The sequence below is a fragment of the Xanthobacter dioxanivorans genome, assembly GCF_016807805.1.
Lineage (GTDB): Bacteria > Pseudomonadota > Alphaproteobacteria > Rhizobiales > Xanthobacteraceae > Xanthobacter > Xanthobacter dioxanivorans.
In genome coordinates this window covers 81,618-102,197 of the sequence record NZ_CP063364.1, presented here as the reverse complement: position 1 = coordinate 102,197, position 20,580 = coordinate 81,618, and the positions used below count along the sequence as shown (strand labels likewise).

Genomic DNA, 20,580 nt, shown 5'->3' with positions numbered 1-20,580 from the left:
CCGTCATGGGCCACCATCCGCGGAGGCGATTAACAACGGCTCAACGTCGCTCATTGCGTCATAAACGAAATCGGCATCCGCCAGCGCTCGGAACGTCACCCGCACGGTGGCCTGAATGAAGCGGCACGCCCCTTCGGGATCGATGCTTTGGCCCGGTTCCAGCTCGAACCCGGAGAGCTGGACGCCGTAGACTGAGTTGGGCTCTGCGCCGATCACGGGGCGCAGCGCTACGGCCGACCCGCCGAAAACGCGGCCCACCATGGCTGCGGCTGACGCGGCGATCAGCGGCGAGACGAAGCGCGGTTCGACCCAGAGGGCTGTGATGCCCTCGGTTGTCGCGGCCTCGTTGGAGGCCAGGACCTTGCGCAGGCTCTCCACCCGGCCGGGAGCTGAATTCTGGGGCTTCACCAGCCGCAGCAGCGCCTCCCGCTGCCGCTGGCCGAATTCCGAAGGGCTCTGCGCCAGGTGCCGCGTCGCCGCGGCCTCGATCGCGAGGTCGTGCAGCGTGCGCACCATGCCGGGGGTGACGTGCAGCGTCATCGTGCTCTCCACTGGCAGCCGGCGACGTGAACGATGTAGAGCGCAACGAGCTGCTGGTAGGGACCGCGCCGCTTGCGGGCGCAGTAGAAGAGGTAGGCGGCATAGAGCGCGATCAGCACCAGGCCGATCAGCGTCTTCCCCGCGATGATGGCCCCGAGAAAGCCGAGCGGACCGACGAGCAGCAGCGAGCCGTGCAGCCCGGCGATCGTCGAGATGGGCACGGCGGTCCAGCGCCAGTCGGTCCACAAGGACCAGTCCGCGTTCGGATCAAGCATGGCGGCGCTCCGAGATCTCGCACAGGATGGTGGCGACGCCGGTTCCCACCGATCGGAAGGAGCGCTCCGGCAGCTCGCTCAGGGTGCCGCCGTGGTGCGCCACCAGCTCGCGGAAGGCATCGAGCGCCTGCCACCGCTTGGCCTCGCGGAACAGGACCGACGCGCTCATGACGGCGAGGAGCCGTCCGCCCGGCCTCAGGAGCCCAAGGGCGCGCGTGACATGATCGATATCCGCGCCGCCGGCGAACGGGGGGTTCATCACCACCAGGTCGTAGCCTGGGAACCCGCCCGGCGCTGCAGCGCCGTAGGCGAGCTCAGAGCGCACGTCGCAGGCGAGGAAGTCAGCTTGCCGGACGCTGGCGAACATCTCCGCCTCTGTGAGGGCCGCGACGTTGGCCGGGTCGATCTCGATGCAATCGACCAGGGCGCCGGCGCCAGCGGCGGGCGTGGCCAGGGCACCGCGGCCGGCGCTGGGCTCGAGCATGCGCTCGCCGGCGGTGATTGCCGCACGCTCCACCAGATGCGCGGCGAGGTCGGGCGGGGTGTAGAACTGCCCCAGCGCCTTGCGCTCGCTGAACACCCGGCCGGTGGCCAGGATCTCGTCCAGAACGGCGCCGGCATCGCCCGGGAAGACATGGCCGGATTTCATCCCACCCCATCGGGCGCCCGCCTCGCGCAGAACGCGGTCGGTCTTGAGGTAGAGATCGCGCGCCACCACTCCGGGGATGCGCAGGGCGTGCCCATCGGCAACCGCCGTGCGCAACACCCCCAGCACTTCGGGAGAGACGAGCATCATGCCCCCTTCCGGGCCTCGCCGCGCCAGAAGCGCGGGCGGGCCACATCCACATGCGTGAAGGTCGGGTAGATTCCGATCCCGCCGGCCGCGACCACGGCTGCAGCGGCCGCCACTGCGTTGGGGGCGAAGCCGGGCACCTTGATATCGGCGGCTTGCCCCATGAGGTGCATGGAGTTGCGGGCGGCACCTTCGGTGTTCGCGTTGCTTTCGAGCGTGCGGTACCCACTCTGCAGCACCAGCGGCACGGCCGAGCCGTGGATCTCCGACAAGCCCGCCTGCAGGCGGGACAGGAGCTCGATCAGCTCCGGGCTGATCTCCACTGCGGTGTCGCTGCGATAATCGCGCATGGCCCAGGACAGCGTGACCAGGCCCGCCGGCAGCCAGTCGCCGCCCGGAAGGCGGAAGTCGGCGAAGACCTCTTCGCCGGACAACCGGCGGAGCCAGAGCGCGGTGGGCCAGCCCCGCCGCGCCTCAAGCGCCCGGCGCATGTCGGCGGAAACGCCCTGCCCTTCCGCGAAGGCGAGGCCCGGCAGGGAGGCCAGGAGGGGGCCTACCAGTGCCGTTCTCACAAAGTCACGTCGTGAGAACGGCATGGTCTGGCCCCCCTGCCGGAACTGAGACCACACGGGAGTGGGGCGCCGCCAGGCGCTCCGCTTCCCTGCGGTAGCCATAGCGGTAGAGCGCGCGGATCGCGGTCTGCGCCGAGATATCTCCTTCCTCGAGCTTGCGGGCGACGGTGGCCGACATGGGGCGCCCCCCTCCCCCCGTCCGATGATCTCGCGCATCCGCTCGAATGCACCGCTGGGTCCGGCGCGCTCCACCTCAAGCCGCACGTCCTCGGTGATGAGCTGCCATTCGCGCAGGCAGATCCGGCCCCCGCCGATGCGCGGGACGAGCACCTGGGACACCAGGAGATGGGTCGAGGACACCACGTCGTAGAAGCCCGGGACCTGCTGGTCCGCCGGGAACCGCTGCGGCAGACGCCGAAACACGTGGGCAACGCTCGAAGCATGCGTCGTGGCGTAGACGGTGTGCCCGGTGTTCGCGGCCTCCGCGGCGGCCGTGATCGTCTCGGCGTCGCGGAGCTCCTGGATTTCGATCAGGCTCGGGTTGCGCCGCATCGCGTTGCGGACGCCATCCGCAAAGCTCGGGACATGCAGGGGCACCTCGTGCTGCGCGATCGTGCAGCACGCCGATGGCACATCGGTGAAAAGGAATTCGATCGGGGCCTCATAGGTGATGAGGTTGCCCGTCAGATGGGTGTTGCCGGCGAGGATGTTGCGCTTGAGCGCCGCCGTCGTGGTCGTCTTCCCCGAGCCCGTCTCACCCGCGATGATGACGGCCCCCTGTGACGGGGCCGATTCGGCGACGATCTCTGCCTCGAGCGCAATGTCCTCGGGCATGGGCGGCTCACTGCGGATGTAGCGCAGAACGATCTGCATCCCCACTGAGCCGTCGAAATTCATGGCGGTGATGTTGACCCGGAACCGGTACCGCAACAGATCGCCCTGCTCGTCGCGCTCCTCGGGGTCCGCGTACTGCACGGCTGTGTCGAAGGCCTGGCCGGCCATCAGCCGGGGCATGATGCTGTCGTTCGCCGCCAACGCGACGGCAACGCGCCGAAGATCCTCAATCTGCAGCCAGTGACCGGTCAACGAGAACAGATGCCCGTTGATGAAAGCGAGAACCGGCTGGCCGGTCTGAAAGATGATGTCGCTCGCGCCGAGCTTCGCGCATGCAACAAGTACGCGCCGGATATCCTCCTTCGACGCCACTCCGAAGCGCGCACCCGCAAAGCGCTGCCCCTTCGCGCCGAGATAGGTGCCGATCCACGACGCCATGGCCTAGCGCTCCGGTGGCGTCGCTGCGACCTGGGCGGCCTTCGTCGCCTGAGCCGCAGTGGAGCTCGCGGGAGCCGCATTGGAAGTCGGAACGCCGGCGGGACGCTGCGGCGGTGGTGGGGGCGGCGGTTCGGCCCCGGACTGGCTGCGGGGCGTCGGGCGCGGAGGCACCGTGCGGTCGCCCAGATATGCGCTCTTGGACGCCAGCTTGAACGATGGAGAGACGATCAGCTCAAGCGTCACGTTGCCGACCGCGGCACGATTGCCGTGCTCGGTCACGCTGAGGTCGTTCCCCGTCCGGGACACCTTCGGCAGGGACACCGCCCCGCTGCCGGCGAGGCTGTGATAGAGCCTCATGCCGTCGTAATCGCGGATCAGCCGCGACAGGTTGACGGCGAACAGGGCGCGGGCCTCCTCGATCCCGTCGAGCCGGGCCTGTTCTGCCAGTTGCTCGTAGCTCGCCCGCTCCTCCTCCGTGCGCGGCACGAAGTCCGGTCCCCGAAACGGCGTTGTCGGCACCGTCGAGATGTTCAGATAGTCCCGCCAGTTGGGCACCTTGAGTGCCAGGCGGGCCGGCGCGACGATGCGGTAGGTGCCGAGCGACAGGCGCACGAGCTTGTCATTCTCCAGCTCGCCGACTTCGCGGACCTCGGTGATGACGGGGGGGATCACCATCCCTTCAACCAGGAGCGGGCGAAAATCGAAACGCCCTTCCAGCGCCGGCGCGACCTGATCGACGGAGATATTGAGGCGGCCGACCTCCTCGGAGAACCCGGCCCGCAGGCCGACCCCGCGGGCGCTGCGCGCCAGAAGCTGGCCGCGAATGCCCTGGGCCATGGCACCCGGCGCATTGTAGCCCGCGACCCCGCCGGGCGGATCAACGACGGCCGCCGATGGCGCCGATTGGCCCGGGCCAGTCCCGAACTGAGCCTGCGTCTGGCCAGGAACTTGCCCGGGCGCCGCATAGAGCGCCTGGGCCTGCGGGGACAACTGCTGTTGCTGCTGCCAGCCGGTGTTCGGATAGCCATATGACGGCGTCGGATAGCCGTAGGTGGGCTGCTGATACACCGGCGGGTAAATCGTCTGCGCCGCGGCCGGAACCGGAAGAGCTGCCGAAACCGAGGCGCCCAGAAGAATGAGGCTGGCAGATGACAGCAGCCGAACGCGCAACGGCACGGATTGGAGGACCATCGCGACCGGCTCCCCTGCGATCGATCGAATGAAGGTATTCGTCGATCAGGAACATAACGACTCGATAACCCTCGTCAATCCCGGGCACAAAATGGGCTGCAAAGCAGCTTATCGAAGCACAGCGGCATTTATCACGAAAAAAGCCCTCCTGCGGACGGGCGAGGAGGGCTTCGAGTTGGCTGGATAAGGGGTCGAGGATCAGGCGCAGGCCAACGCCATGCTCACGCGGGAGCACCCGCCAAGTGCCGCGCTGGTGCGCGAAAGAGCGGAATTGGACGAAGCAGCCAGAACCACGGCTGCCTCGGCGAGCATCATCGCCTGTTCAAGGGAACACCCGGTCCCATCGTTAAGCAGGATATGTGCGGCACCATCCGGAAGCTCGGAGACGTGGAAAAGCCAAGTGTTGGCGTCCACTTGCGAGATCTGAATGAAAAACCGGCGCTCGTCCTGGACATCGTCTCGACACCAAAAACGCCCATCAAGGACGGATCTCCAGCGGCCTGGTGATGCAGGTATATAATCGCTCGTATTCATCACGGCCTCTTCCACGAAGGCCGTATTTGACCCCCTCATGCTCCGGCCCTCGCATTCGTTAGAGTAGCGACGGCATATCCGGGACAAACCCTCGATCACCGCCGATAAGACTTAACAAGCTGTGCATTGCTCGTGTCAATCCTTAAGGGATCTGTGAGAAGGGGTGTTGAAGTGCCGCGAGGCCGTCCCCAAAATGGGGGATGACTCCTGTTACTTTCTCTCGATGCGAATAAGCCGGCTTAGGAGATGGACGCTATCGCGAGAAGGGCGCGTGCTCTGGGCGAATGCACGTAGCGTAATAGCCAGCTCAGGATCGATAAAACTGGCAGGCAAACGCAGGACGAATTCTTGGCTGGCCTCCCGGAAACTCACGGGCGGTACGCGTCTACGTCGTCGCTCCAAGTAACTTGCGGCCCCTACGGCGGGGGTGGGCTCCAAGACATGCGAAAATCGCATGCCCGGCGTGTTAACGTATGCTCGGCACGCATATATCGAGAAACCGTTTACAAAGTCACGCTGTAATACTGCCTTGAAAGCTTTGTGTTTTAGGCAACTTGTATACAACGGCGCGTCAGGGCCCACGACGGTGGCCTCCGTGAACAAGGCGCGAACGGTAGTAAAGGTATCTCCTAACTCTTCAATCCACGCGGCGATGGTGTCCGTTTCAACCGATGCGATAGCCTTGGAAGCCTCAAACGGCACGATTTCCCCAGAGGAATTGCGCACAAGGGCGCGTTCACCCGAGGATGGGTATTGATACTGCAAAGCTTCCGATGGGCCCAGAACCGCGTCCGAAGCACTGCTCAGGAATTGGGCTTCCCATCGCGAATATAAACCATTGTCCGGCAGCGGAATTGGCGCGATGCCGTCCTCCGTCGTTGCCCATATCCGTGAACTCCCCCCTGCGGCATAAATGAGCGCTTGCCGGCTGTCCGCCTTCTTTTCAATCCACTTCTGCTGGACGGCGGCCAGGCGAATCCCCTCTATCGCTTCGGCGCTCAAGACGCTGACCGTCCGCGGAACCGGCAACGACTCGTCGTCGAGCGGCTGCACCTGCGTGGCTAGCCGCGAAAATGCAGCGGCTAGCCGCGCGGCGTCGTTGGCATCGGTCGTCATCACCACGAGGTCGTGCGACAGCGCCCTGCCCCCCAGGGCACCAATCGCCGCCACCGCAAGCAACGCGTCTTCGTCGTCGCGGCCGCCACCGGTTGGCAGCACTGAGCCGGTGCGCGGAACGAACGGTCCCGGCGCGACGGGTGGACCCCCCACGCGGACAATCCCCCCACCCACCGCGAAAAGAGCCGGAGCGCGATGCCCGTAGAGCATGGCCTGGGTCTCAACCTCCCCCACCGGGCCGGCCACAAGCCGGGCCGGGAAGTGGACCGCAACCGGCGCGTCGCCGTCATTATCGCCCGGGCGGGCGGCGGACACCCACCTGGTGGTCAGATCGAGGAAGATCGGATCGAAATTGGTCATGGGCCTCACGTTGTGCTTCGGGTCAGGCGGCGCAGCCTCACAGGCCGGCGGCGGCCTCGATCGCGGCGCGCTTGCAACGCAGCCACACCCTCGCGGAAATCAGCTTGTCGGTGTCCGTCCAGCCCGCGCCTGCCGAACGGCGCTTCAACCGCGAGCGAATGAGCTTCAAGCGGCGCGGCACCCGCTGCCAGTGCTCGCCGCAGATCCACTCGGTGCCGGGCCCCAATGGCGGCTCGGTTTTCCGGTCGCCGCGGGTCCGCTCGCAGAACGGAACGCAGCACCTCACCCGAATGGCAACACCAGGACCTGGGATCGTGCCGGTCCGGCAGGTCGAGCACTGCAGGGTGCCGGCCCATTGCGTCCACTCGAGCGCGCCCGAGCAACGCGAACAGCAGCCGCCCCGGAAGACAAGCCGGCCCCGCGCCGGTTCATCAATCTGCGACGAAGACTTCGCGGTCATGCCGGCCTCCCGGAACCGCCGGCGACGGCATCGCGTTGCGAATCTCCATGGAGCCCGACTGGAAAAGGCCACTGGCACGGGTTCTCCGCCTCAAGGGCGGTGAAGAGCTCCGCACGCTCCGCGACGCAGGCGAATTCGCGCAGCGCAGGTGGGGACAGGTCCGGCAATCCGCCGCCATCCAGCACACCGTGGAACTGCTGATGATGCGCGCCGCGGAGACCGGCGACGCCGGCGATATCGCCGAAGCCACGGCGCAGCTTGAGCACACACTGGTGAGCCGCCGCGAGATCTAGACCAGGCAAGGTGCGACCTCCTCAATGGGAGGATCGGCTTCAACGAAAGGGCGTGACCGAAGCTGACGGCACACGGCCCGGGTCACGTCGCGCCCCGCCATTTCCCATGACATTGCGTGGAAAAGGTCGCACCGGGTCCACCGGGACGGAACCCGCATGCCAGCCCGCGCCGCTTCGGTGCGCAGCTCAGAATTCCACAGAAGCTCGAGGAGATCAGGCGAGGCCAATGGCTTCGACCGGTCCTCACGTCCGCGGCCGGGGAGCTTCCAGCCGCCTCGCGTGTCCCCTGGGATCTCCGGATATCGCCATGTCTTCGTTGACCACGGCAGATCGGGTCCCTTCCAGACTGAGTAAGAGCCGGGGAAATAACTGCTCTGCTGCGTCTCAAACCACTTCGCTGCGGCCACCACCGCGACGAAGTGGCCATAAAGGGCGAAAGCCTTGGTCTGCGCCTCGACCCGGTCGAGGGTATCCTTTTCCGACTTGATCTCGAACAGCAGGATGCGTTCGGGTTCCACCGCCGCCACATCGACGCGGCGGCCGCCGCAGACGAGCTCGTGAATGATCCGGGCCTGCGGCAGGTGGGCACGGAGGTACAGGACGAGGGCGTCGCGGATCTCCCACTCGGCCGCGGACCCGCGGCGAACCCGGGCCGGCGTCTCCGCCGTCGCCGCGACGACATCAACCGCTGACATGACCAGCCGGCGGCCCGAGGCCCGCCCCTTCCGACAGAACACGCCCAGGCCGCCGCCACGGCCAGAACCCCTGAGCCCCGCGAGCGGGAACAGGTTCGTCGAAGCGCTCCACGTCAGACAGCGGCCAACCGAACATGCTGTGATCCTGCCGGTCGCTGTCGTTCAGCCTGGCGAGCCCCGGCGCTATCTCGTTTGCAGCGACGCCTTGCCCCAGGACGGCTGTCCCGAGGACGGCCGACAAAGGGAGGAGACCGGGCGCATCGAGCGCGCGCTTGAGAAAGTCGAGCGCGTCCGGCAACAAGCCTGTGGTCCACGCCTCCTTACCGGCAAGCCGATCAACGAGGTCACGCACCTCGGCTGACCGGACCGGCCGCGCCCCGGCGTGGATCGCAATGCGTCGCCCGACCCTCCCCGCGAGAGGACGGCGGGACCGGAACTCATAGGGCTTCACGCGGTAGACGATCAGCGAAGCCCAGGGCTGCCAGACGGTCAGCGCCCCCAGAGTGCCATCGTCTTCGATCGCTTCGAGCGCGGAAGGCGCGTTCATGAGCGTCCCCCCTCAGGCGCTGGTGCGCCCCGGCGTGTTGTCATTCAAGCCCGGCGAACCGGGCTGACGGGCGGGCCAACCACAAAGCGTGGCCCGCGGCGCCGACCCACCAGGCGGCGCCGGGCGGCGAGGAGCGAGCCATGGAGCAAGGCGGGCATAGAGGGCCGACAGAAGTCGGACCGCGAGGATGGATTGTCGGTCCCGCTGCATCACAGGCCCTTCTGCGAAAGCTGGTCCCGAACGAACTGGTCGGACGAGGCCTGGCGTTGCGACGCTGACAGCGTGGCGCACCCTGCCAACAGCAGGGCAGCGGCGACCACGGCGAACCTCCGTAATGACGACATCATGGGCACTCCGGCTTCTGCGACCCACTCGGCCGCAGACCGCATCATGTGCCCGACCTTAGCGACGATCAACGCAAATAAGCGTCGATAAACGACAACGAACGCCTTTCCGCGCTCCCTACCTGTGTTACGCTGATTGCCGGACGGTAACGTAGGTTAGGAATGAATATGGATAACCGGAGCGAAGGGCCGCCCAAGGGCGGCGCCGAGGCGAGCCGGAGGAGCGAAGCGACGGAGCGCGAGTACGAGAGGCGGGCGCGACGCTTCCTCGAGTGGCTGAAAAGCCGCTCGATGCCCGCCGATTGGCAGGGGCTCGTGCTCGCCTACGAGGCCCTGACGCGGGACCTGAAGCCGGCAAGCCGGCGGCAGTACCGCGCTGCGCTGCGGTTTTGGATCGAGCGCTACCTGTCGATGCTGGCTGCAACGCAGTTCAGCGAGCAGGTGGCCGAGATCGACCGCCGATGGCGGGCGGCGCGGAAGGGGGAGAAGGCCGGCGGGGGTGGTGGGCGCAAGGGCGGCGGGCTCTTGAGGCAGATGCCGGAAGAGGTTCGGCGGCAGATCGCGACAACTCTCTATGCGCTCGGAACGACCTACGGCCTCATCGCGGGCGACATCATTCTTGCCGGTCCTGTGCTTGGTTTGCGGCCGAAGGAGTGGGCGGAAACGACCCTCGAAGGGGACGTTCTGCGGGTGAAAAACTCGAAATATATCGAGGGGTTACGGGCCAACGGCCCGGTGCGGGAATTGGTGGTGGATCGGGCGAAGATGGCGCCCGACGAAATCGAGGCGATGAGCCGTCTCGTGCTCTCCATGCAGGGGCGGACCTGGGCCGCGTTGCGACCCAAGCTGCAGCCGGTTCTCAAGGCGGTGATCGGCGATCTCGTGAGCGGGGGGATCATCGCGAAACGCTGGAAACGCCTGCGTTTCTACGACGCCAGGCACCAGTATGCGGCCGAGCTGAAAGCGACGCTGGATGCCACGAAGGGCGAGGTGGCGGCGGCGATGGGGCACGCCAGCGCGATGACGGCGCTGCATCACTACGGGCGGCGCAAACGCGCCGAACGGCCTTCGGCGGTGCGGCCAACGGCCGAATCCGTCGCGGCGGTGAAGGCGAACACCGTGGCGCGGCTGACGGCTCAGATGGTGAAGCGGCGGAGGACCGCGCCCGAAGGGGCGGCCGGGCCTGCCGCTTCCGCAGCCGGGGCATCGGTGAAGGCGGACAAAAGCTAGTGGGTCCAATGAATTGAGCCAGAATGGCGCAATTGTCGCGTCTCATAGACGCTCATCATGGCTCATCAGCCGTTGTAAACCGTTATCAACTGTTGTAAACCGTTATCAACCGTTGATAACGGTTGATAACGCGGCGCGGTGCAGGTCGCTCCGCCGCCGCAAGTGCGAGGACTGCAATGCCGATGACGCAGGCTGAGATCAGGAATCCCGCTCGAAAGCCGGGCGAGGGGAAGGCGACGCCGCCCAAGGCGGCCAGGAAGGAGACTGCGAACGTGGACACCCCTGTCGTTGCTGGCCAGGTCGAGGCAGACCTTGGCGTAGGCCAGGCCCCCGCGGTTGCTGGCGGCGCGGCCTTTTGCATTGCCGTGGATGACGGGCATTCGGAGACCAAGATCGCTTATCTCCGCGATGGTGCGAGCGGTCCGATCGTGACCCGGTCCTTCCCCAGCCGAACTGCGCGGGGCCTCATCGAGGTTGATGCGCACGGCGGTGCGGGTGCGAATGCCTACCGCACCTATGATGAAGACGAGCGTGTCGCCAGCGACGACGGCGATATCATCATGATCGTCCCCCGCGGTCGCAATGCCGAGGAGACGGGCGACAATCGGACCCAGGAATATCCTACCAGTGACCGTAACCGGGCGTTGGTGCACCACGCGCTGCATCTCGTTGCGCCGGCCGGTGCTCAGCTGCGGATCGGGACCACCCTCCCCTACTCCGACTTCCACCAGCCGGTCACGGGTGCGCACAACGTGCGCCTGATCGAGGCGAAGAAGGCGAACATCGCCAAGCCCGTCCGGCTCATCGACCGCCAGTCCCTCAAGAGCCTGCCGCAGCCCTATGCCATCGCGGATCACGGCGTCTATTCCGAGGGCGTGGCCGCGTTCTTCGACTGCATGCTCACCCTCGAGAATGGCGCTCTCAGCCTGAACGAGCCCTTCTGTGAGCGCTTCGGCTATGTCTCGTCGTTCGCGGTCGTCGATGTGGGCGGCAAGACGACCGACATCGTCTATGGCACCTGGTCGGGCAACCCCGAAGACCAGCCGATGATTAACATCGCGCAGTCCGAGAGCCTGAAGGCCGGCGTGCTGGATGCGGCCGATGATCTCGAGAGCAAGATCAAGAACGAGTTCAGCGTGAGATCGGTGGTGGACCGGGAGCAGGCCCTCATCAATCGGAAAGTGCCCATCTACGGCGTGCTCCGGGACATCAGCCATCTCGCGGATGCGGCCCTCAAGCCCCTCGCCACCCGCATTCGCGAGGCGGTGTACCGGCATGCCGAGGACGGCAGCGGCCTCGCCTACGTCATCTTCGTGGGCGGCGGCAGCGTGCTGCTGCAGCAGCACCTCGAGGTGCTGTTCGATCCCAGCCTTGTCTACATGCCTTCGGAACCGCGCTTCTCCAACGCGCGCGGCGTTCTGAAGGTCATGCTCGCAGAGGGAGACGACGCCGGCCACTGATGGCTCGGCGTGCTCATGGCAGCTTCGTTCGCAAGGGCGGAGCACGCGGCAGAGGGGTTAGCCGTGACGAACAATGAAAAAATGCCTGGAACGGCAGGCCGGAGCCCAAGGCGGTCTCCCGGCGAGATGATTAGGCGGGATGGCTTCACCTGGGAGCTCACCCTGCCGAGCCACCAAGAGCTGTACAACCTGCTCTACTCCCAGCCACCCGGGCGCCGTCGCGCCTTCATGCAAGAGCTGATGCTGAAGGGTCTGCAGGGCCACCAGAGTGGATCGGTGGTGGCGCAAGCGCCTGTCGTGGCGCCGGCGCCGGTGTTGCCGCCGATCGCAAGACCTGCCGCCGCTGCACGTGCCCCCATCGTCCCTGCGATGGCCCAGCCGGAGACCACTCCCGGCAAGGTGAAGCTCGGGGCGGTCAAAGGGTTCAAGGCCTGAGACCTGTTCGTATCGGCCGAGGAGAAGTGTCCATGATCCGCGTCCGCACCTCGGTTGACCTCCTACGTCTCACGCGCGGGGTGTTCCTTCCCGCGGGCCTCTTCAGCATCAGCGGCCCCCTCCTCCTAGGTGAGCTGGTGCCGCAGCCCGCCGCCGGGCTGTCCATCGCGCTCGGTCTGCTCCTCGTGCTCCTCGTCTACTGCGAGCATGTGCTGGCCCCCCGGCTCCCTGCGGAGCCCACGGGTCGGGCAGATGGAAACCACGACTTCGTGCCGAAGCGGGTCCGGCACGCCTGGCACGATGCCGAAGCGATCTTCTGGCGGCACATGCCCCCTGACCTCGCCGATCACGCCCTAGCTGAACTCGAAGCGGCGCGCAGAACGATGCGCCGCGCCATCTATGGTGGAGACTTCTGATGCGAATGCCGCGTGTTTCAATCGACCTGCCCGCGGCAGGTCTCAGCCTGATCCTCATCGTCAGCGGCGGCGGCGCCCTGGTGAAGGGCGGCGAGCCTGGCTTCCTGGTGGTTTGGCTCGGCTCGGTGTCGTTCTACCTGCTGTTCGCAGATCAGTCGGCGCGAGGGCATCGCGCGCAGCTCGTGCGCGGATACCTGATGGCGGCCGTTGCGTGCAGCATCGGAATCGCCTCCGCGGCTTCGCTGCTCGCCGGCCCGACCACAGCCAGCGTCATTCTCCACCTTTGCCTGTTCGTCAACGGCGTGGCCACGGGACGCGTCGCCTACGGCCTGTGGCGCGCGTGGCGGCTGGCTGGCGTGGAGGCCGCTCATGACTAAGTGGGATCTCGGCTCAAGGCCGCGCGCTTCGCGTCGGCCTGGCGCGCGCCGGGCTTCTCGATCGACCGGGCTGTTGCTGCCCGGCGCCAGAGGCACCGCCGCCTTCGTCGCAATGCTCCGAGAGCGGGCACCTAAGGGAGAGCACGGATGATCTACGCACGGAATGAATTCAACAACGGCGTGGCGGCGCTTGCGGGGTTTTTAGCCGGCTCGATCGTTGGCGGCAGCCTGATGATGACCGCAATCCTCTTTGCGAGGACAAACGACCTGGTGGGGCCAGAGTCTCCCAGGTGGATGATCGCGCTATTGGTCCCCGCGCTCGCGAGCGCGCTGGTGGGCGGTTGGACGTGGATCTTCTACCACCTCTTCTTGCGCCTGCAGCGGCGCATCGAGCACCGCTGACATGGAGGCCGGAGATCTCCCGCCGCCCGCGGCCAGGCGCTGGACGGGCGAACAGCAACAGGTGATCCTCGCGGAGGGTGCCGTGTCTGTCGTTCACGCCAGGTCCGGAGCCGGGAAGACGACAGTTCTGCGCGGCTATGCGAAGAGGCGCCCCCAGCGGCGCATTCTCTACCTGGTCTTCAACAAGGCAAATCAGCTCGAGGCGGAAGCCTCGTTTCCCTCCAACACCAAGCCCCAGACCAGCCATGCCCTCGCCTTCCGCGTCACCGGAGCGCGCTATCGCAACAAGCTGGGGGACACCAAGCCGGTCGCGGTGAGCCGCGTTTTCGGGACCAGCAACGCCACCGCGTCCGAGGCCATTGGGCTGGTGAGGCGGTTTCTTTCGTCCGGCTGCGCCACCGTCGCCGCAGTGGCGGACCCGCGCAATCCGAAAGACCGGACCGCCCTGCCCTATGCCGAACAGCTCTGGGAGCTGATGCAGGACACCAATCGGCGCGATGTGCCCATGCCGCATGACGGCTACCTGAAGCTCTTCGACCTCGAGGGCCACGTGGTGAAGGGCTATGACATCATCTTGTTCGATGAGGCGCAGGACGCCAACCCGATCACGGTCAATATCTTGAAGCGGCAGCAGCTGCCGCTCGTGGTCGTGGGGGACGAGTATCAGGCGATCTATGGGTTCCGAGGCGCGGTCAATGCACTCGCGCAGTTTGGTGGCGAGCACTTCGCCCTCACCAACACCTTTCGGTTTGGCCCTGAGATCGCCAGGGCGGCGAATTCCGTGCTGGCGATGTTCGGGGAGCGGAACCTGATCGTCGGACGCGGCGGCCCCTCCCAGCTCTATCGCCAGGGCAAGCCCGCGGGCCCCTACACCTTCCTGTCGCGCACGAACGCGGGTGTCATCCAGCACGGAATCGCAACGGGCACCAAGAAGCTGCATTTCGTCGGTGGTGTCGAAACCTACCGGACCGATCGCATTCTCGATGCCTACTTCCTCTATGCCCGTATGCCGGATCAGGTCCAGGACCGCGAATTCCGGGTGTTCTCGCGCTTCGATCAGCTCATCGAGTACGGCGAGGAGATTGACGACATGGAGATCAAGGCCATCGTCCAGCTCGTGACCGAGTTCGGGACGACCACGCCGCAGCGCCTCGAGGATCTGCGCGCGCGATCGGCGGTCCCCGTAGACCAGGCGGAAGTGACGATGACGACGTTCCATCGCTCGAAAGGGCTGGAGTGGGACAACGTCGTCCTGGGGGATGCGTTCGACTGGTCGAAGTTCCTCGAGGAGGACCCGCGCAAGCGCCTGGCGAAGTTCCGAGAGGAGCTACATGGGCTCTATGTGGCCGGTTCTCGCGCGCGCCAGCGCCTATGGATCAATCCGACCCTCGAAGCGATCATGCGGGCCTATCCCGTTGGCTAAGCCACCCATCGGCCTGGAGCCGCCGGCGCAGGCCTCGCTTTTCGGAGATCCCGAGGACGCCCACGATGCCGGCAGCAAGGTGGCGTTTCCGCTCGAGGCCGGCGTTCGCGGCGACGCCCTCTTTACAGGCCCCAATTCCGAATATCGCCTTTGGCTGTCCCGCGTCTGGCGGCTCGACGCTGCCGGCGCCTTCGATGTGCCGTTCGCGCTCTGGATCGGCATGAATCCAAGCACAGCCGGCCCGCGCGTCGATGACCGCACGGTTCGCCGAGAGATCGAGTTCACCCGCAAGATGGGCCTCGAGAGCTATGTGAAGGTCAACGTCTGCGATTACCGGGCGACGCAGCCGAAACGGCTGCTCGCGAGCGACGTGTTGCCGCGCAGTCCTGACAATTTATCAACCATCGTCAGCCTCGCTCAGCGTGCGCGCCGAGTCGTGCTCGCTTTTGGGTTGCTGCCGAAGCAGCTTCGCTTTATGGCTGACGAAACGGTTCTGGCCCTCTCGTCGCGGGGTATTGAACTGTCCTGTGTAGGGTTCACCAAGGATGGCCTCCCTCGTCATCCTCTCTATGTGCCCGGCAGCAGCGAGATTGTCCCCTTTAAGCGGGACGAATAGTGGCAAAGCTGCAACACGGCGCGCGATCAACGTCGATAAGCAACAATAAGCCTTGATTCGTTCCGGAGATCGCCGCAGATTTGCGAAGGGTCAGGGTCAGTCTGGCCGGATCGCAAGGGAATTCCTCTTATGAAGCACCTGTTCGCCGCATCGTTCATCGCCGTGGCCGCCCTGGGCGCGCTTGCCGCCCCCGCCACCGCCGCGGACCTCGCCACCTATCCGATCAAGGCTCCGCTGGCGCCGCCCGCTCCCGTGATGAGCTGGACCGGCTTCTACATCGGCGGTGCGGTGGGTACGACCTTCGGCTCGACGCCCTTCAACGTGGAGCAGTTCGGCTACACCACCAACGTGGGCGAATACGGCTCCAGCTCGTTCTCGGCCGGCCTGTACATGGGCTACAACTGGCAGGTCGCGCAGACCTGGGTGTTCGGCCTCGAAGGCGAGGCCAACTGGCTCAACCAGTCCTTCTCCAACAACAACGGCTCGAACAGCACCTTCCTGAAATCGGACTGGCAGTTCGCGATCTCCGCCCGTGGCGGCTATCTGCTGACCCCGTCTTCGCTACTCTTCGCCAAGGTCGGCTGGGCGTTCACCGACGCCAACATCAACAACATCTACACCCTGCCCGGCGTGACCTACAACGACGGCTATCGCAACGGTGTCCTCGTCGGCCTCGGCCTCGAGACGATGATCGCCAACAACTGGCTGGTCCGCCTGGAAGGCGACTACACCATCAACACGCAGAACGCCTCCATCGGCGTGCCCGCCGCCGGCGCGAAGATCCAGTTCGCTCCCGACTTCCTGACCGCCCGCCTCGGCGTCGGCTACAAGTTCTGAGTTCTCGGCTTTCCCTCTGGCCCTCTGACCTAACCCCCTTGCTTGCCAGAGAAACTGAAAGGGCGGTCCCTCGGGACCGCCCTTTTTCTTGCCTGTCATCTGCTCCACCCGGAGATCCGAAATGACCTATCAGCCTCCCGGACTGTCCCATGATGTGCAGCGCGAACGCGCGCTGATGCTCTGCGGCGCGATCGTGCCGGTGCTTTGCGCTCTCGAGGCGGCCGGCCTGGTGGGCGACAGTCCGTCCGAGCGCATGGACCTTTTCCATGTGGATCGGATCGACAATCTGGTGTCTTTCAGCCGCCTCACCAAGGGGGACGGCACCTTTATCGACTTGCGCAGCGACGCGCCTGCGGTCCTCGCTAGCCTCGAGCTCGCCAGCATCTCGCGGCCGCTCGCCGAGGTGGTCAGCAATCTGCCCGGCCACGCGGCCTCGAGGCCTCGGCGGCCAATCCAGATGTCGCATGAGGAGGCAGCAGAATTCCGGATCACCGTCAGGGCCGACAACAAGGGCGTGGATCAATGGGCCGGCCGGCGGGCCGCTCAAGTGGCACGCCAAGAGGCGGCCGACACTCCACTGTCGCGCTTCGCGGCGGCTCGACGCACCCTCTACGTCCAGAACATCCTCATTCTGCGCCAGGTGCGCGCGTTTCGCGGTGTGGCTGCGCTTCTCGGCCTCTAGATCGGCGGACAACTCGGCCGGCGCTACGGCGCGAGGTCACAAATGAAAAGGCGCCGCGGGGGTCCCACGGCGCCTTCTTTGTTGGTGGGGTCGTTCAGTTGCAGCGGACGAACAGGGCGTTGTTGATCTCGACCGCATTCGGGCCCTTCACGAGAACGCTCACCGATCCGTCCCCGTCGCCATCGGCCTCGGCGGCCGGCTTGCACTTGAGGGGCGGAGCACGAAAGGTTGTTCCCTTCGCGGTCCACTTGGGCGCGGCGCAGACGCGGCGGCCGCCCGAATCGCCCTCGATCCAGCTCTTGTCGGAGATCTCGACCCATGCCACCGGGTTCGAGCACATGGCTTTGCGCTCGGCGTCCGTCTTGGGCTCTTCATTCGATTGGGAGACCACCCACTTGCCCGGCTCCATCGGTGCCGGCGGCGCGCCGGCGCCCTGGGCGGTTGCTGCCGCCCCCACCAGCGCCCATACGGCGGCCGCGATCAACCCTGCCCGCTTTGCCTGTTTCATCATCGTTGTCTCTGACCTTTTTCAACGATTTGAAGGGGTCATCAAATTTGCCGATCTGATCGCCCCATGCGTCATAGCCGCTTATCACCTCTGTTGCGAAGAGCTCGGCGCCAAAATGCTCCGGTCGCATCCGCTCGAGGATCTTGTGCATCTGCGGGGGCTTGCGTGAGTGCTCCCGGCGCAGATAGTCGATGTGGCTTTCGATCAGACTGTAGTCGTCGGTTTCAATCCAGTCCTCGGTTTCGATTAAATTGCGCTGATTTTTCACGTAAATCGTCGGCTTGCCGATGGTGCCTACGAGAAAGGGTTCCGTCGATGACCGGAAGATGTACCCCGTGCCGAAGCACGCCTTGCCGTATTTGGTCCTTTTGACCCATGCCCCCCCTGTCTTGTACTTGAAACCCCAAACATCCATGAGCCGCATCGCCTGGTTCAGGTGCGGCCAGGTGCTCCACATTACCAGGAGGCAGTCGTCGGTCGCGAGGTGGGAGACCGGCAGCTGCATCATTTCGGGCAGCGGCATGGTCCGATAGTGCTTCTCCGGACTCTTCTCGTAACCCTTCGCGGAGCGCATGGTGTACTGCCATGCCGGGTCGGCGAGAATTTTGCCGTACTTCATCGGTGTCAGCGTCGGGAACGGCCACGCTGGTCGCGTAGGTAGGCCGTGGGCGGCCGGGAGCGCTTCGGGGGTTGTCATCGCACGGACGCGCTCCCCTCCGCCGTCAGCAGCCGCGGGGGAAAGCGGAACTGCTGGCACATGGCCATGTCGAGAAGGGCGTTTTCGTCCGGGGGCTCGTTGGAGCCCGGCCGGCGCTGCTGCTCACGAGCGGTGAGCGCATCGAAATATACCTGGTCGGTTGTGGGCAGAACCTTGATGCCGGCGAGCCGCGCGAAGCTCTCCGCGCCGTGCATCGCCATTTTGGCGTCGAGTCCGTGGCGGTCCATCAAGATCGTCGCGGCCTGGTAGATGGCGGCCGAGCTGGTGAACACCTTCTTGGCGGCCTCGATCGCCGTCGTCAGGTCCAGCGCCTCGGGTCCGTCTGCAAGGATCTCCGCAATCGCGGTTCCGGTGACATAGGCGATCATGCGTGGCCTCCGTTGGCCTTGCCGAGGCCGATCTGCTCCTGCAGCGGCTTGATCCGGTCGCGCAGGCTCATCTCGTTGACCTGGCGCTTCAGCTCGTTCTCCACGGCGATCTTGACGGCCTCCGTCAGGCCGACACCGAGCTTGCGCGAAAGGGCGCGAACGGCCCGCTCTGTTGCGTCATTGCGAACGTGGAAAGCCATCAGCAGCGCCCCCTCGGCATGGCATAGAGAATTTCGGAGTACCGCAGCTTCTCGATGAGCGTCGCCGCGCCATAGGCGTGCTGCTCGCACACCTGCACGCGGGCGACCTGGACCCTCTCCTCGATCTCGGTGCGGACACATTGGCAGATGACGAAGCTCGCGGCGGCGCGCAGCGCCCACGGCGAAACCTCGACGGAATCGCCGGCGATCACCCGCCGGAAATGGGCATCGAGACGGCCATCGGCCGGATGCGGCTGCTCGAGCGGACAGGTCCGGTGGGACGGCAGATCGAGCACATAGCTCTGCAGCGCCTGCACCGGGGCGAGGAAGCGCGGACGCTCGGAACGCTCCAGCTCGATCCGCAGGCCCTGCCGGGTGCGTAGCACGCCGAACCACAGCAGGTTCTCCATATGGCGCAGCTCGAGATAGTCGATGGGGGACAGTTCGATGCCGCAGCGGTGCGCCTGGCGCCCCAGCGCGAGAAGGCCGCGGCCGAGGCTGTCGGCCCGCGCGGTGGCGGGCCCCGGCGTGCGCTGGAAGGCGCCGCGCTCGCTGGCATCGTGAAAGGTGGCCGCGAAGTGCTCGAATGTGACGTGCATCATGCCCCCCTGTGGTTTCCGGTTAAGCCGCCGCGCTGGCCACCAGCGCTTCGCATTTCAGGCCATTGGCGAGCTCGCCGAGCACGTCCGCATGGCAAGGCGCACACGCCGTGCAGCTCACGCCGAACGGCTTCCCGCCCTGATGCGCTGCACAGAGGCGGCACCAGCAGCCGAGATTGCGGCCCCGGAGATCCGGGAGCCGTGTCTTGATGTTGAGGAAGTAGCCCTCGCCGGCGCGGCCGCCGCGCGCGATGGCGAGGCAGGCGTGGCGCTGCCACGTGGCCGGCTGCGTCATGCAGATGGCGAAGCGCCGGACGCTTGCAGCGCGCTCTTCGGGCGTGTCGTTGACGATGACGAACGGGTTCCCGAGCCGGGTGGCGCGGTCCACCTTCACCGTGTTCGGAGGCATGCGCCATCCGGCGCGCCGTTGCAGCTGGATGCGGGCAGGGCTGGTCATGCGGCGAGCCTCGCGGCTTCGGGGCGCGCGTCGTAGATACGTCCCTCAAGGAGCCGTCCCGCCTGGCGGCGGCCGACACGGACCATGGCAGGACCCCACTTCCAGGGATGCACTGTCTCACTGCCCTTCACGCCCAGCCGTTTCGCATCCTCGGCCGGGAGCCATTCGCCATTCTGCTTGTGGTGGAAGGCGACGCCCGCCGCAGCCGCCTGGTCGCGCAGCTGGACGGCCCAGCGCGGGTTGAGGGGCGGAGCCTTGTAGGGTCCCTGATCGGTCGGCCCGCCGGTGATGATCCACTGCAGCTGATCGATATGGCGGGACGCGTCGATCTCGCTGAGGAACGGCTCGATCGAGACGAAAAGGAAGGCCGATCCCAGGGCGCCCTGGGCCTCGACGAGCTGGGGCATGCGCTGATCGAAGCGAACCTGGTCCTCGCAGCTCGTGCCCAGCGCCACGTTCGGCGGCAGGCCGCCGGCGGCCTCGGCCATGGGGATGATGTTGCCCGGGCGCTTGGTGAGCGCGAGGTAGAGGAGGTTGGGGGTCGCCCGCATCACGTCGAACACGGCGCGCCGCAGCGGCTCCGGCGCGCGATTGTCGAAGATGTCGCCCAGGGAGAGGGGGAAGACGAACGGACGCTCACCGCGTTTGGCCGCTTTCCGGTCAAGCCGATACGGCAGCCGGAAGGAGCGTTTCGCGGCCTGGCGCCGTTCTCCATGAGGTCCCCATTCGACCCGGCCGAAACGCCGTTCCATGAGGTGTTCCGCATAGCAGCCGTCGCAGCCCGGGGAGACCTTCTGGCAGCCCGTCCAGGGGTTCCAGGTGGCATCCGTCCAGCTGATGGAAGTGATCTCGCCCATAGC

Annotated in this window: 28 protein-coding genes; 11 read left to right on the top strand and 17 right to left on the bottom strand. The window is 66.0% G+C overall.

Going from position 1 to position 20,580, the window contains the following annotated elements; translation table 11 throughout:
- Positions 1-3 precede the first annotated feature (3 nt).
- From EZH22_RS30730 to EZH22_RS32300, 8 genes are all read right to left on the bottom strand, one after another.
- Positions 4-540 (bottom strand): hypothetical protein, encoded by a 537-nt coding sequence (locus EZH22_RS30730; protein ID WP_203196971.1) that lies wholly within the window; start codon positions 538-540, stop codon positions 4-6.
- Positions 537-815 carry a hypothetical protein gene (locus tag EZH22_RS30725; RefSeq protein WP_203196970.1) on the bottom strand — a complete coding sequence of 93 codons (279 nt, stop codon included), beginning with the start codon at positions 813-815 and terminating at the stop codon, positions 537-539. Before EZH22_RS30725 ends, EZH22_RS30730 begins: the two co-directional genes overlap by 4 nt.
- Positions 808-1,611: a methyltransferase gene (locus EZH22_RS30720; RefSeq protein ID WP_203196969.1), complete on the bottom strand. Its 804-nt coding sequence runs from the start codon at positions 1,609-1,611 to the stop codon at positions 808-810. Before EZH22_RS30720 ends, EZH22_RS30725 begins: the two co-directional genes overlap by 8 nt.
- On the bottom strand, positions 1,608-3,452 hold the full coding sequence (locus EZH22_RS30710; protein WP_231711632.1) for an ATPase, T2SS/T4P/T4SS family: 1,845 nt from the start codon (positions 3,450-3,452) through the stop codon (positions 1,608-1,610). Before EZH22_RS30710 ends, EZH22_RS30720 begins: the two co-directional genes overlap by 4 nt.
- 3 nt (positions 3,453-3,455) lie before the next feature.
- Complete coding sequence (locus EZH22_RS30705) at positions 3,456-4,643, bottom strand: type IV secretory system conjugative DNA transfer family protein (RefSeq protein ID WP_203196967.1); 1,188 nt, start codon at positions 4,641-4,643, stop codon at positions 3,456-3,458.
- Between the two features lie 198 nt (positions 4,644-4,841).
- Entirely contained in the window at positions 4,842-5,177 is a 336-nt protein-coding gene (locus EZH22_RS30700) for a hypothetical protein (RefSeq protein WP_203196966.1), read from the bottom strand.
- Positions 5,178-5,387: 210 nt separating this feature from the next.
- Positions 5,388-6,653, bottom strand: a complete 1,266-nt coding sequence (locus tag EZH22_RS30695; RefSeq protein ID WP_203196965.1) for a hypothetical protein — start codon at positions 6,651-6,653, stop codon at positions 5,388-5,390.
- A 37-nt stretch (positions 6,654-6,690) separates the two neighbouring features.
- Positions 6,691-7,113 carry a hypothetical protein gene (locus EZH22_RS32300; protein ID WP_231711631.1) on the bottom strand — a complete coding sequence of 141 codons (423 nt, stop codon included), beginning with the start codon at positions 7,111-7,113 and terminating at the stop codon, positions 6,691-6,693.
- Positions 7,114-7,160: 47 nt separating this feature from the next.
- On the opposite strand from EZH22_RS32300, the gene EZH22_RS30685 reads away from it, so the two are divergent.
- Complete coding sequence (locus EZH22_RS30685; protein ID WP_203196964.1) at positions 7,161-7,406, top strand: hypothetical protein; 246 nt, start codon at positions 7,161-7,163, stop codon at positions 7,404-7,406.
- Here the strand turns inward: EZH22_RS30685 and EZH22_RS30680 are convergent.
- Together EZH22_RS30680 and EZH22_RS30675 are read right to left on the bottom strand one after the other, a co-directional pair.
- On the bottom strand, positions 7,403-8,101 hold the full coding sequence (locus EZH22_RS30680; RefSeq protein WP_203196963.1) for a hypothetical protein: 699 nt from the start codon (positions 8,099-8,101) through the stop codon (positions 7,403-7,405). The two genes, EZH22_RS30685 and EZH22_RS30680, sit on opposite strands and share 4 nt — an antisense overlap.
- The gene (locus EZH22_RS30675) at positions 8,088-8,648 is read right to left on the bottom strand and encodes an ASCH domain-containing protein (protein ID WP_203196962.1); all 561 of its coding nucleotides are present in this window, start codon (positions 8,646-8,648) and stop codon (positions 8,088-8,090) included. Before EZH22_RS30675 ends, EZH22_RS30680 begins: the two co-directional genes overlap by 14 nt.
- A gap of 506 nt (positions 8,649-9,154) precedes the next feature.
- On the opposite strand from EZH22_RS30675, the gene EZH22_RS30670 reads away from it, so the two are divergent.
- The 10 genes from EZH22_RS30670 to EZH22_RS30625 all read left to right on the top strand — a co-directional run bounded on the left by EZH22_RS30670 (position 9,155) and on the right by EZH22_RS30625 (position 16,870).
- Positions 9,155-10,222, top strand: a complete 1,068-nt coding sequence (locus EZH22_RS30670) for a hypothetical protein (RefSeq protein WP_210352044.1) — start codon at positions 9,155-9,157, stop codon at positions 10,220-10,222.
- A gap of 176 nt (positions 10,223-10,398) precedes the next feature.
- Positions 10,399-11,682 carry a ParM/StbA family protein gene (parM, locus tag EZH22_RS30665; RefSeq protein WP_203196960.1) on the top strand — a complete coding sequence of 428 codons (1,284 nt, stop codon included), beginning with the start codon at positions 10,399-10,401 and terminating at the stop codon, positions 11,680-11,682.
- A 126-nt stretch (positions 11,683-11,808) separates the two neighbouring features.
- Entirely contained in the window at positions 11,809-12,117 is a 309-nt protein-coding gene (locus EZH22_RS30660; protein ID WP_203196959.1) for a hypothetical protein, read from the top strand.
- Positions 12,118-12,149: 32 nt separating this feature from the next.
- The gene (locus EZH22_RS30655; protein ID WP_203196958.1) at positions 12,150-12,533 is read left to right on the top strand and encodes a hypothetical protein; all 384 of its coding nucleotides are present in this window, start codon (positions 12,150-12,152) and stop codon (positions 12,531-12,533) included.
- Positions 12,533-12,910, top strand: coding sequence for a hypothetical protein (locus EZH22_RS30650; protein ID WP_203196957.1), 378 nt, complete (start codon positions 12,533-12,535; stop codon positions 12,908-12,910). Before EZH22_RS30655 ends, EZH22_RS30650 begins: the two co-directional genes overlap by 1 nt.
- A 147-nt stretch (positions 12,911-13,057) precedes the next feature.
- On the top strand, positions 13,058-13,312 hold the full coding sequence (locus EZH22_RS30645) for a hypothetical protein (protein WP_203196956.1): 255 nt from the start codon (positions 13,058-13,060) through the stop codon (positions 13,310-13,312).
- A gap of 1 nt (position 13,313) precedes the next feature.
- A complete protein-coding gene (locus EZH22_RS30640; RefSeq protein WP_203196955.1) occupies positions 13,314-14,735 on the top strand; it encodes a UvrD-helicase domain-containing protein in 1,422 nt (473 codons plus the stop codon).
- Positions 14,728-15,351 carry a DUF1643 domain-containing protein gene (locus EZH22_RS30635; RefSeq protein WP_203196954.1) on the top strand — a complete coding sequence of 208 codons (624 nt, stop codon included), beginning with the start codon at positions 14,728-14,730 and terminating at the stop codon, positions 15,349-15,351. Before EZH22_RS30640 ends, EZH22_RS30635 begins: the two co-directional genes overlap by 8 nt.
- A gap of 129 nt (positions 15,352-15,480) precedes the next feature.
- On the top strand, positions 15,481-16,188 hold the full coding sequence (locus EZH22_RS30630) for an outer membrane protein (RefSeq protein WP_203196953.1): 708 nt from the start codon (positions 15,481-15,483) through the stop codon (positions 16,186-16,188).
- 121 nt (positions 16,189-16,309) lie between these two features.
- On the top strand, positions 16,310-16,870 hold the full coding sequence (locus EZH22_RS30625; protein ID WP_203196952.1) for a hypothetical protein: 561 nt from the start codon (positions 16,310-16,312) through the stop codon (positions 16,868-16,870).
- Positions 16,871-16,964: 94 nt separating this feature from the next.
- On the opposite strand, the gene EZH22_RS30620 is transcribed toward EZH22_RS30625, so the two are convergent.
- Genes EZH22_RS30620 through EZH22_RS30590 form a run of 7 tightly spaced genes read right to left on the bottom strand, consistent with a single transcriptional unit; the run spans position 16,965 to position 20,577 of the window.
- Complete coding sequence (locus EZH22_RS30620; protein WP_203196951.1) at positions 16,965-17,261, bottom strand: hypothetical protein; 297 nt, start codon at positions 17,259-17,261, stop codon at positions 16,965-16,967.
- On the bottom strand, positions 17,242-18,075 hold the full coding sequence (locus EZH22_RS30615; protein ID WP_203196950.1) for an MT-A70 family methyltransferase: 834 nt from the start codon (positions 18,073-18,075) through the stop codon (positions 17,242-17,244). Before EZH22_RS30615 ends, EZH22_RS30620 begins: the two co-directional genes overlap by 20 nt.
- Positions 18,072-18,464, bottom strand: a complete 393-nt coding sequence (locus EZH22_RS30610; RefSeq protein ID WP_203196949.1) for a type II toxin-antitoxin system VapC family toxin — start codon at positions 18,462-18,464, stop codon at positions 18,072-18,074. The genes EZH22_RS30615 and EZH22_RS30610 overlap by 4 nt, the downstream gene beginning before the upstream one ends.
- On the bottom strand, positions 18,461-18,664 hold the full coding sequence (locus EZH22_RS30605) for a type II toxin-antitoxin system VapB family antitoxin (RefSeq protein ID WP_203196948.1): 204 nt from the start codon (positions 18,662-18,664) through the stop codon (positions 18,461-18,463). The genes EZH22_RS30610 and EZH22_RS30605 overlap by 4 nt, the downstream gene beginning before the upstream one ends.
- Positions 18,664-19,266, bottom strand: coding sequence for a hypothetical protein (locus EZH22_RS30600; RefSeq protein WP_203196947.1), 603 nt, complete (start codon positions 19,264-19,266; stop codon positions 18,664-18,666). Before EZH22_RS30600 ends, EZH22_RS30605 begins: the two co-directional genes overlap by 1 nt.
- A 19-nt stretch (positions 19,267-19,285) precedes the next feature.
- The gene (locus EZH22_RS30595) at positions 19,286-19,720 is read right to left on the bottom strand and encodes a DUF4326 domain-containing protein (protein WP_203196946.1); all 435 of its coding nucleotides are present in this window, start codon (positions 19,718-19,720) and stop codon (positions 19,286-19,288) included.
- On the bottom strand, positions 19,717-20,577 hold the full coding sequence (locus tag EZH22_RS30590) for a DUF5131 family protein (protein ID WP_203196945.1): 861 nt from the start codon (positions 20,575-20,577) through the stop codon (positions 19,717-19,719). Before EZH22_RS30590 ends, EZH22_RS30595 begins: the two co-directional genes overlap by 4 nt.
- Between the last annotated feature and the right edge of the window lie 3 nt (positions 20,578-20,580).

Coding starts and splice junctions, on each gene's coding strand:
- EZH22_RS30730 (WP_203196971.1), bottom strand. CDS start 540: ATGACGCTGCACGTCACCCCCGGCATGGTGCGCACGCTGCACGACCTC.
- EZH22_RS30725 (WP_203196970.1), bottom strand. CDS start 815: ATGCTTGATCCGAACGCGGACTGGTCCTTGTGGACCGACTGGCGCTGG.
- EZH22_RS30720 (WP_203196969.1), bottom strand. CDS start 1,611: ATGATGCTCGTCTCTCCCGAAGTGCTGGGGGTGTTGCGCACGGCGGTT.
- EZH22_RS30710 (WP_231711632.1), bottom strand. CDS start 3,452: ATGGCGTCGTGGATCGGCACCTATCTCGGCGCGAAGGGGCAGCGCTTT.
- EZH22_RS30705 (WP_203196967.1), bottom strand. CDS start 4,643: ATGGTCCTCCAATCCGTGCCGTTGCGCGTTCGGCTGCTGTCATCTGCC.
- EZH22_RS30700 (WP_203196966.1), bottom strand. CDS start 5,177: ATGAATACGAGCGATTATATACCTGCATCACCAGGCCGCTGGAGATCC.
- EZH22_RS30695 (WP_203196965.1), bottom strand. CDS start 6,653: ATGACCAATTTCGATCCGATCTTCCTCGATCTGACCACCAGGTGGGTG.
- EZH22_RS32300 (WP_231711631.1), bottom strand. CDS start 7,113: ATGACCGCGAAGTCTTCGTCGCAGATTGATGAACCGGCGCGGGGCCGG.
- EZH22_RS30685 (WP_203196964.1), top strand. CDS start 7,161: ATGGAGCCCGACTGGAAAAGGCCACTGGCACGGGTTCTCCGCCTCAAG.
- EZH22_RS30680 (WP_203196963.1), bottom strand. CDS start 8,101: ATGTCAGCGGTTGATGTCGTCGCGGCGACGGCGGAGACGCCGGCCCGG.
- EZH22_RS30675 (WP_203196962.1), bottom strand. CDS start 8,648: ATGAACGCGCCTTCCGCGCTCGAAGCGATCGAAGACGATGGCACTCTG.
- EZH22_RS30670 (WP_210352044.1), top strand. CDS start 9,155: ATGAATATGGATAACCGGAGCGAAGGGCCGCCCAAGGGCGGCGCCGAG.
- parM (WP_203196960.1), top strand. CDS start 10,399: ATGCCGATGACGCAGGCTGAGATCAGGAATCCCGCTCGAAAGCCGGGC.
- EZH22_RS30660 (WP_203196959.1), top strand. CDS start 11,809: ATGATTAGGCGGGATGGCTTCACCTGGGAGCTCACCCTGCCGAGCCAC.
- EZH22_RS30655 (WP_203196958.1), top strand. CDS start 12,150: ATGATCCGCGTCCGCACCTCGGTTGACCTCCTACGTCTCACGCGCGGG.
- EZH22_RS30650 (WP_203196957.1), top strand. CDS start 12,533: ATGCGAATGCCGCGTGTTTCAATCGACCTGCCCGCGGCAGGTCTCAGC.
- EZH22_RS30645 (WP_203196956.1), top strand. CDS start 13,058: ATGATCTACGCACGGAATGAATTCAACAACGGCGTGGCGGCGCTTGCG.
- EZH22_RS30640 (WP_203196955.1), top strand. CDS start 13,314: ATGGAGGCCGGAGATCTCCCGCCGCCCGCGGCCAGGCGCTGGACGGGC.
- EZH22_RS30630 (WP_203196953.1), top strand. CDS start 15,481: ATGAAGCACCTGTTCGCCGCATCGTTCATCGCCGTGGCCGCCCTGGGC.
- EZH22_RS30625 (WP_203196952.1), top strand. CDS start 16,310: ATGACCTATCAGCCTCCCGGACTGTCCCATGATGTGCAGCGCGAACGC.
- EZH22_RS30615 (WP_203196950.1), bottom strand. CDS start 18,075: ATGACAACCCCCGAAGCGCTCCCGGCCGCCCACGGCCTACCTACGCGA.
- EZH22_RS30610 (WP_203196949.1), bottom strand. CDS start 18,464: ATGATCGCCTATGTCACCGGAACCGCGATTGCGGAGATCCTTGCAGAC.
- EZH22_RS30605 (WP_203196948.1), bottom strand. CDS start 18,664: ATGGCTTTCCACGTTCGCAATGACGCAACAGAGCGGGCCGTTCGCGCC.
- EZH22_RS30600 (WP_203196947.1), bottom strand. CDS start 19,266: ATGATGCACGTCACATTCGAGCACTTCGCGGCCACCTTTCACGATGCC.
- EZH22_RS30595 (WP_203196946.1), bottom strand. CDS start 19,720: ATGACCAGCCCTGCCCGCATCCAGCTGCAACGGCGCGCCGGATGGCGC.
- EZH22_RS30590 (WP_203196945.1), bottom strand. CDS start 20,577: ATGGGCGAGATCACTTCCATCAGCTGGACGGATGCCACCTGGAACCCC.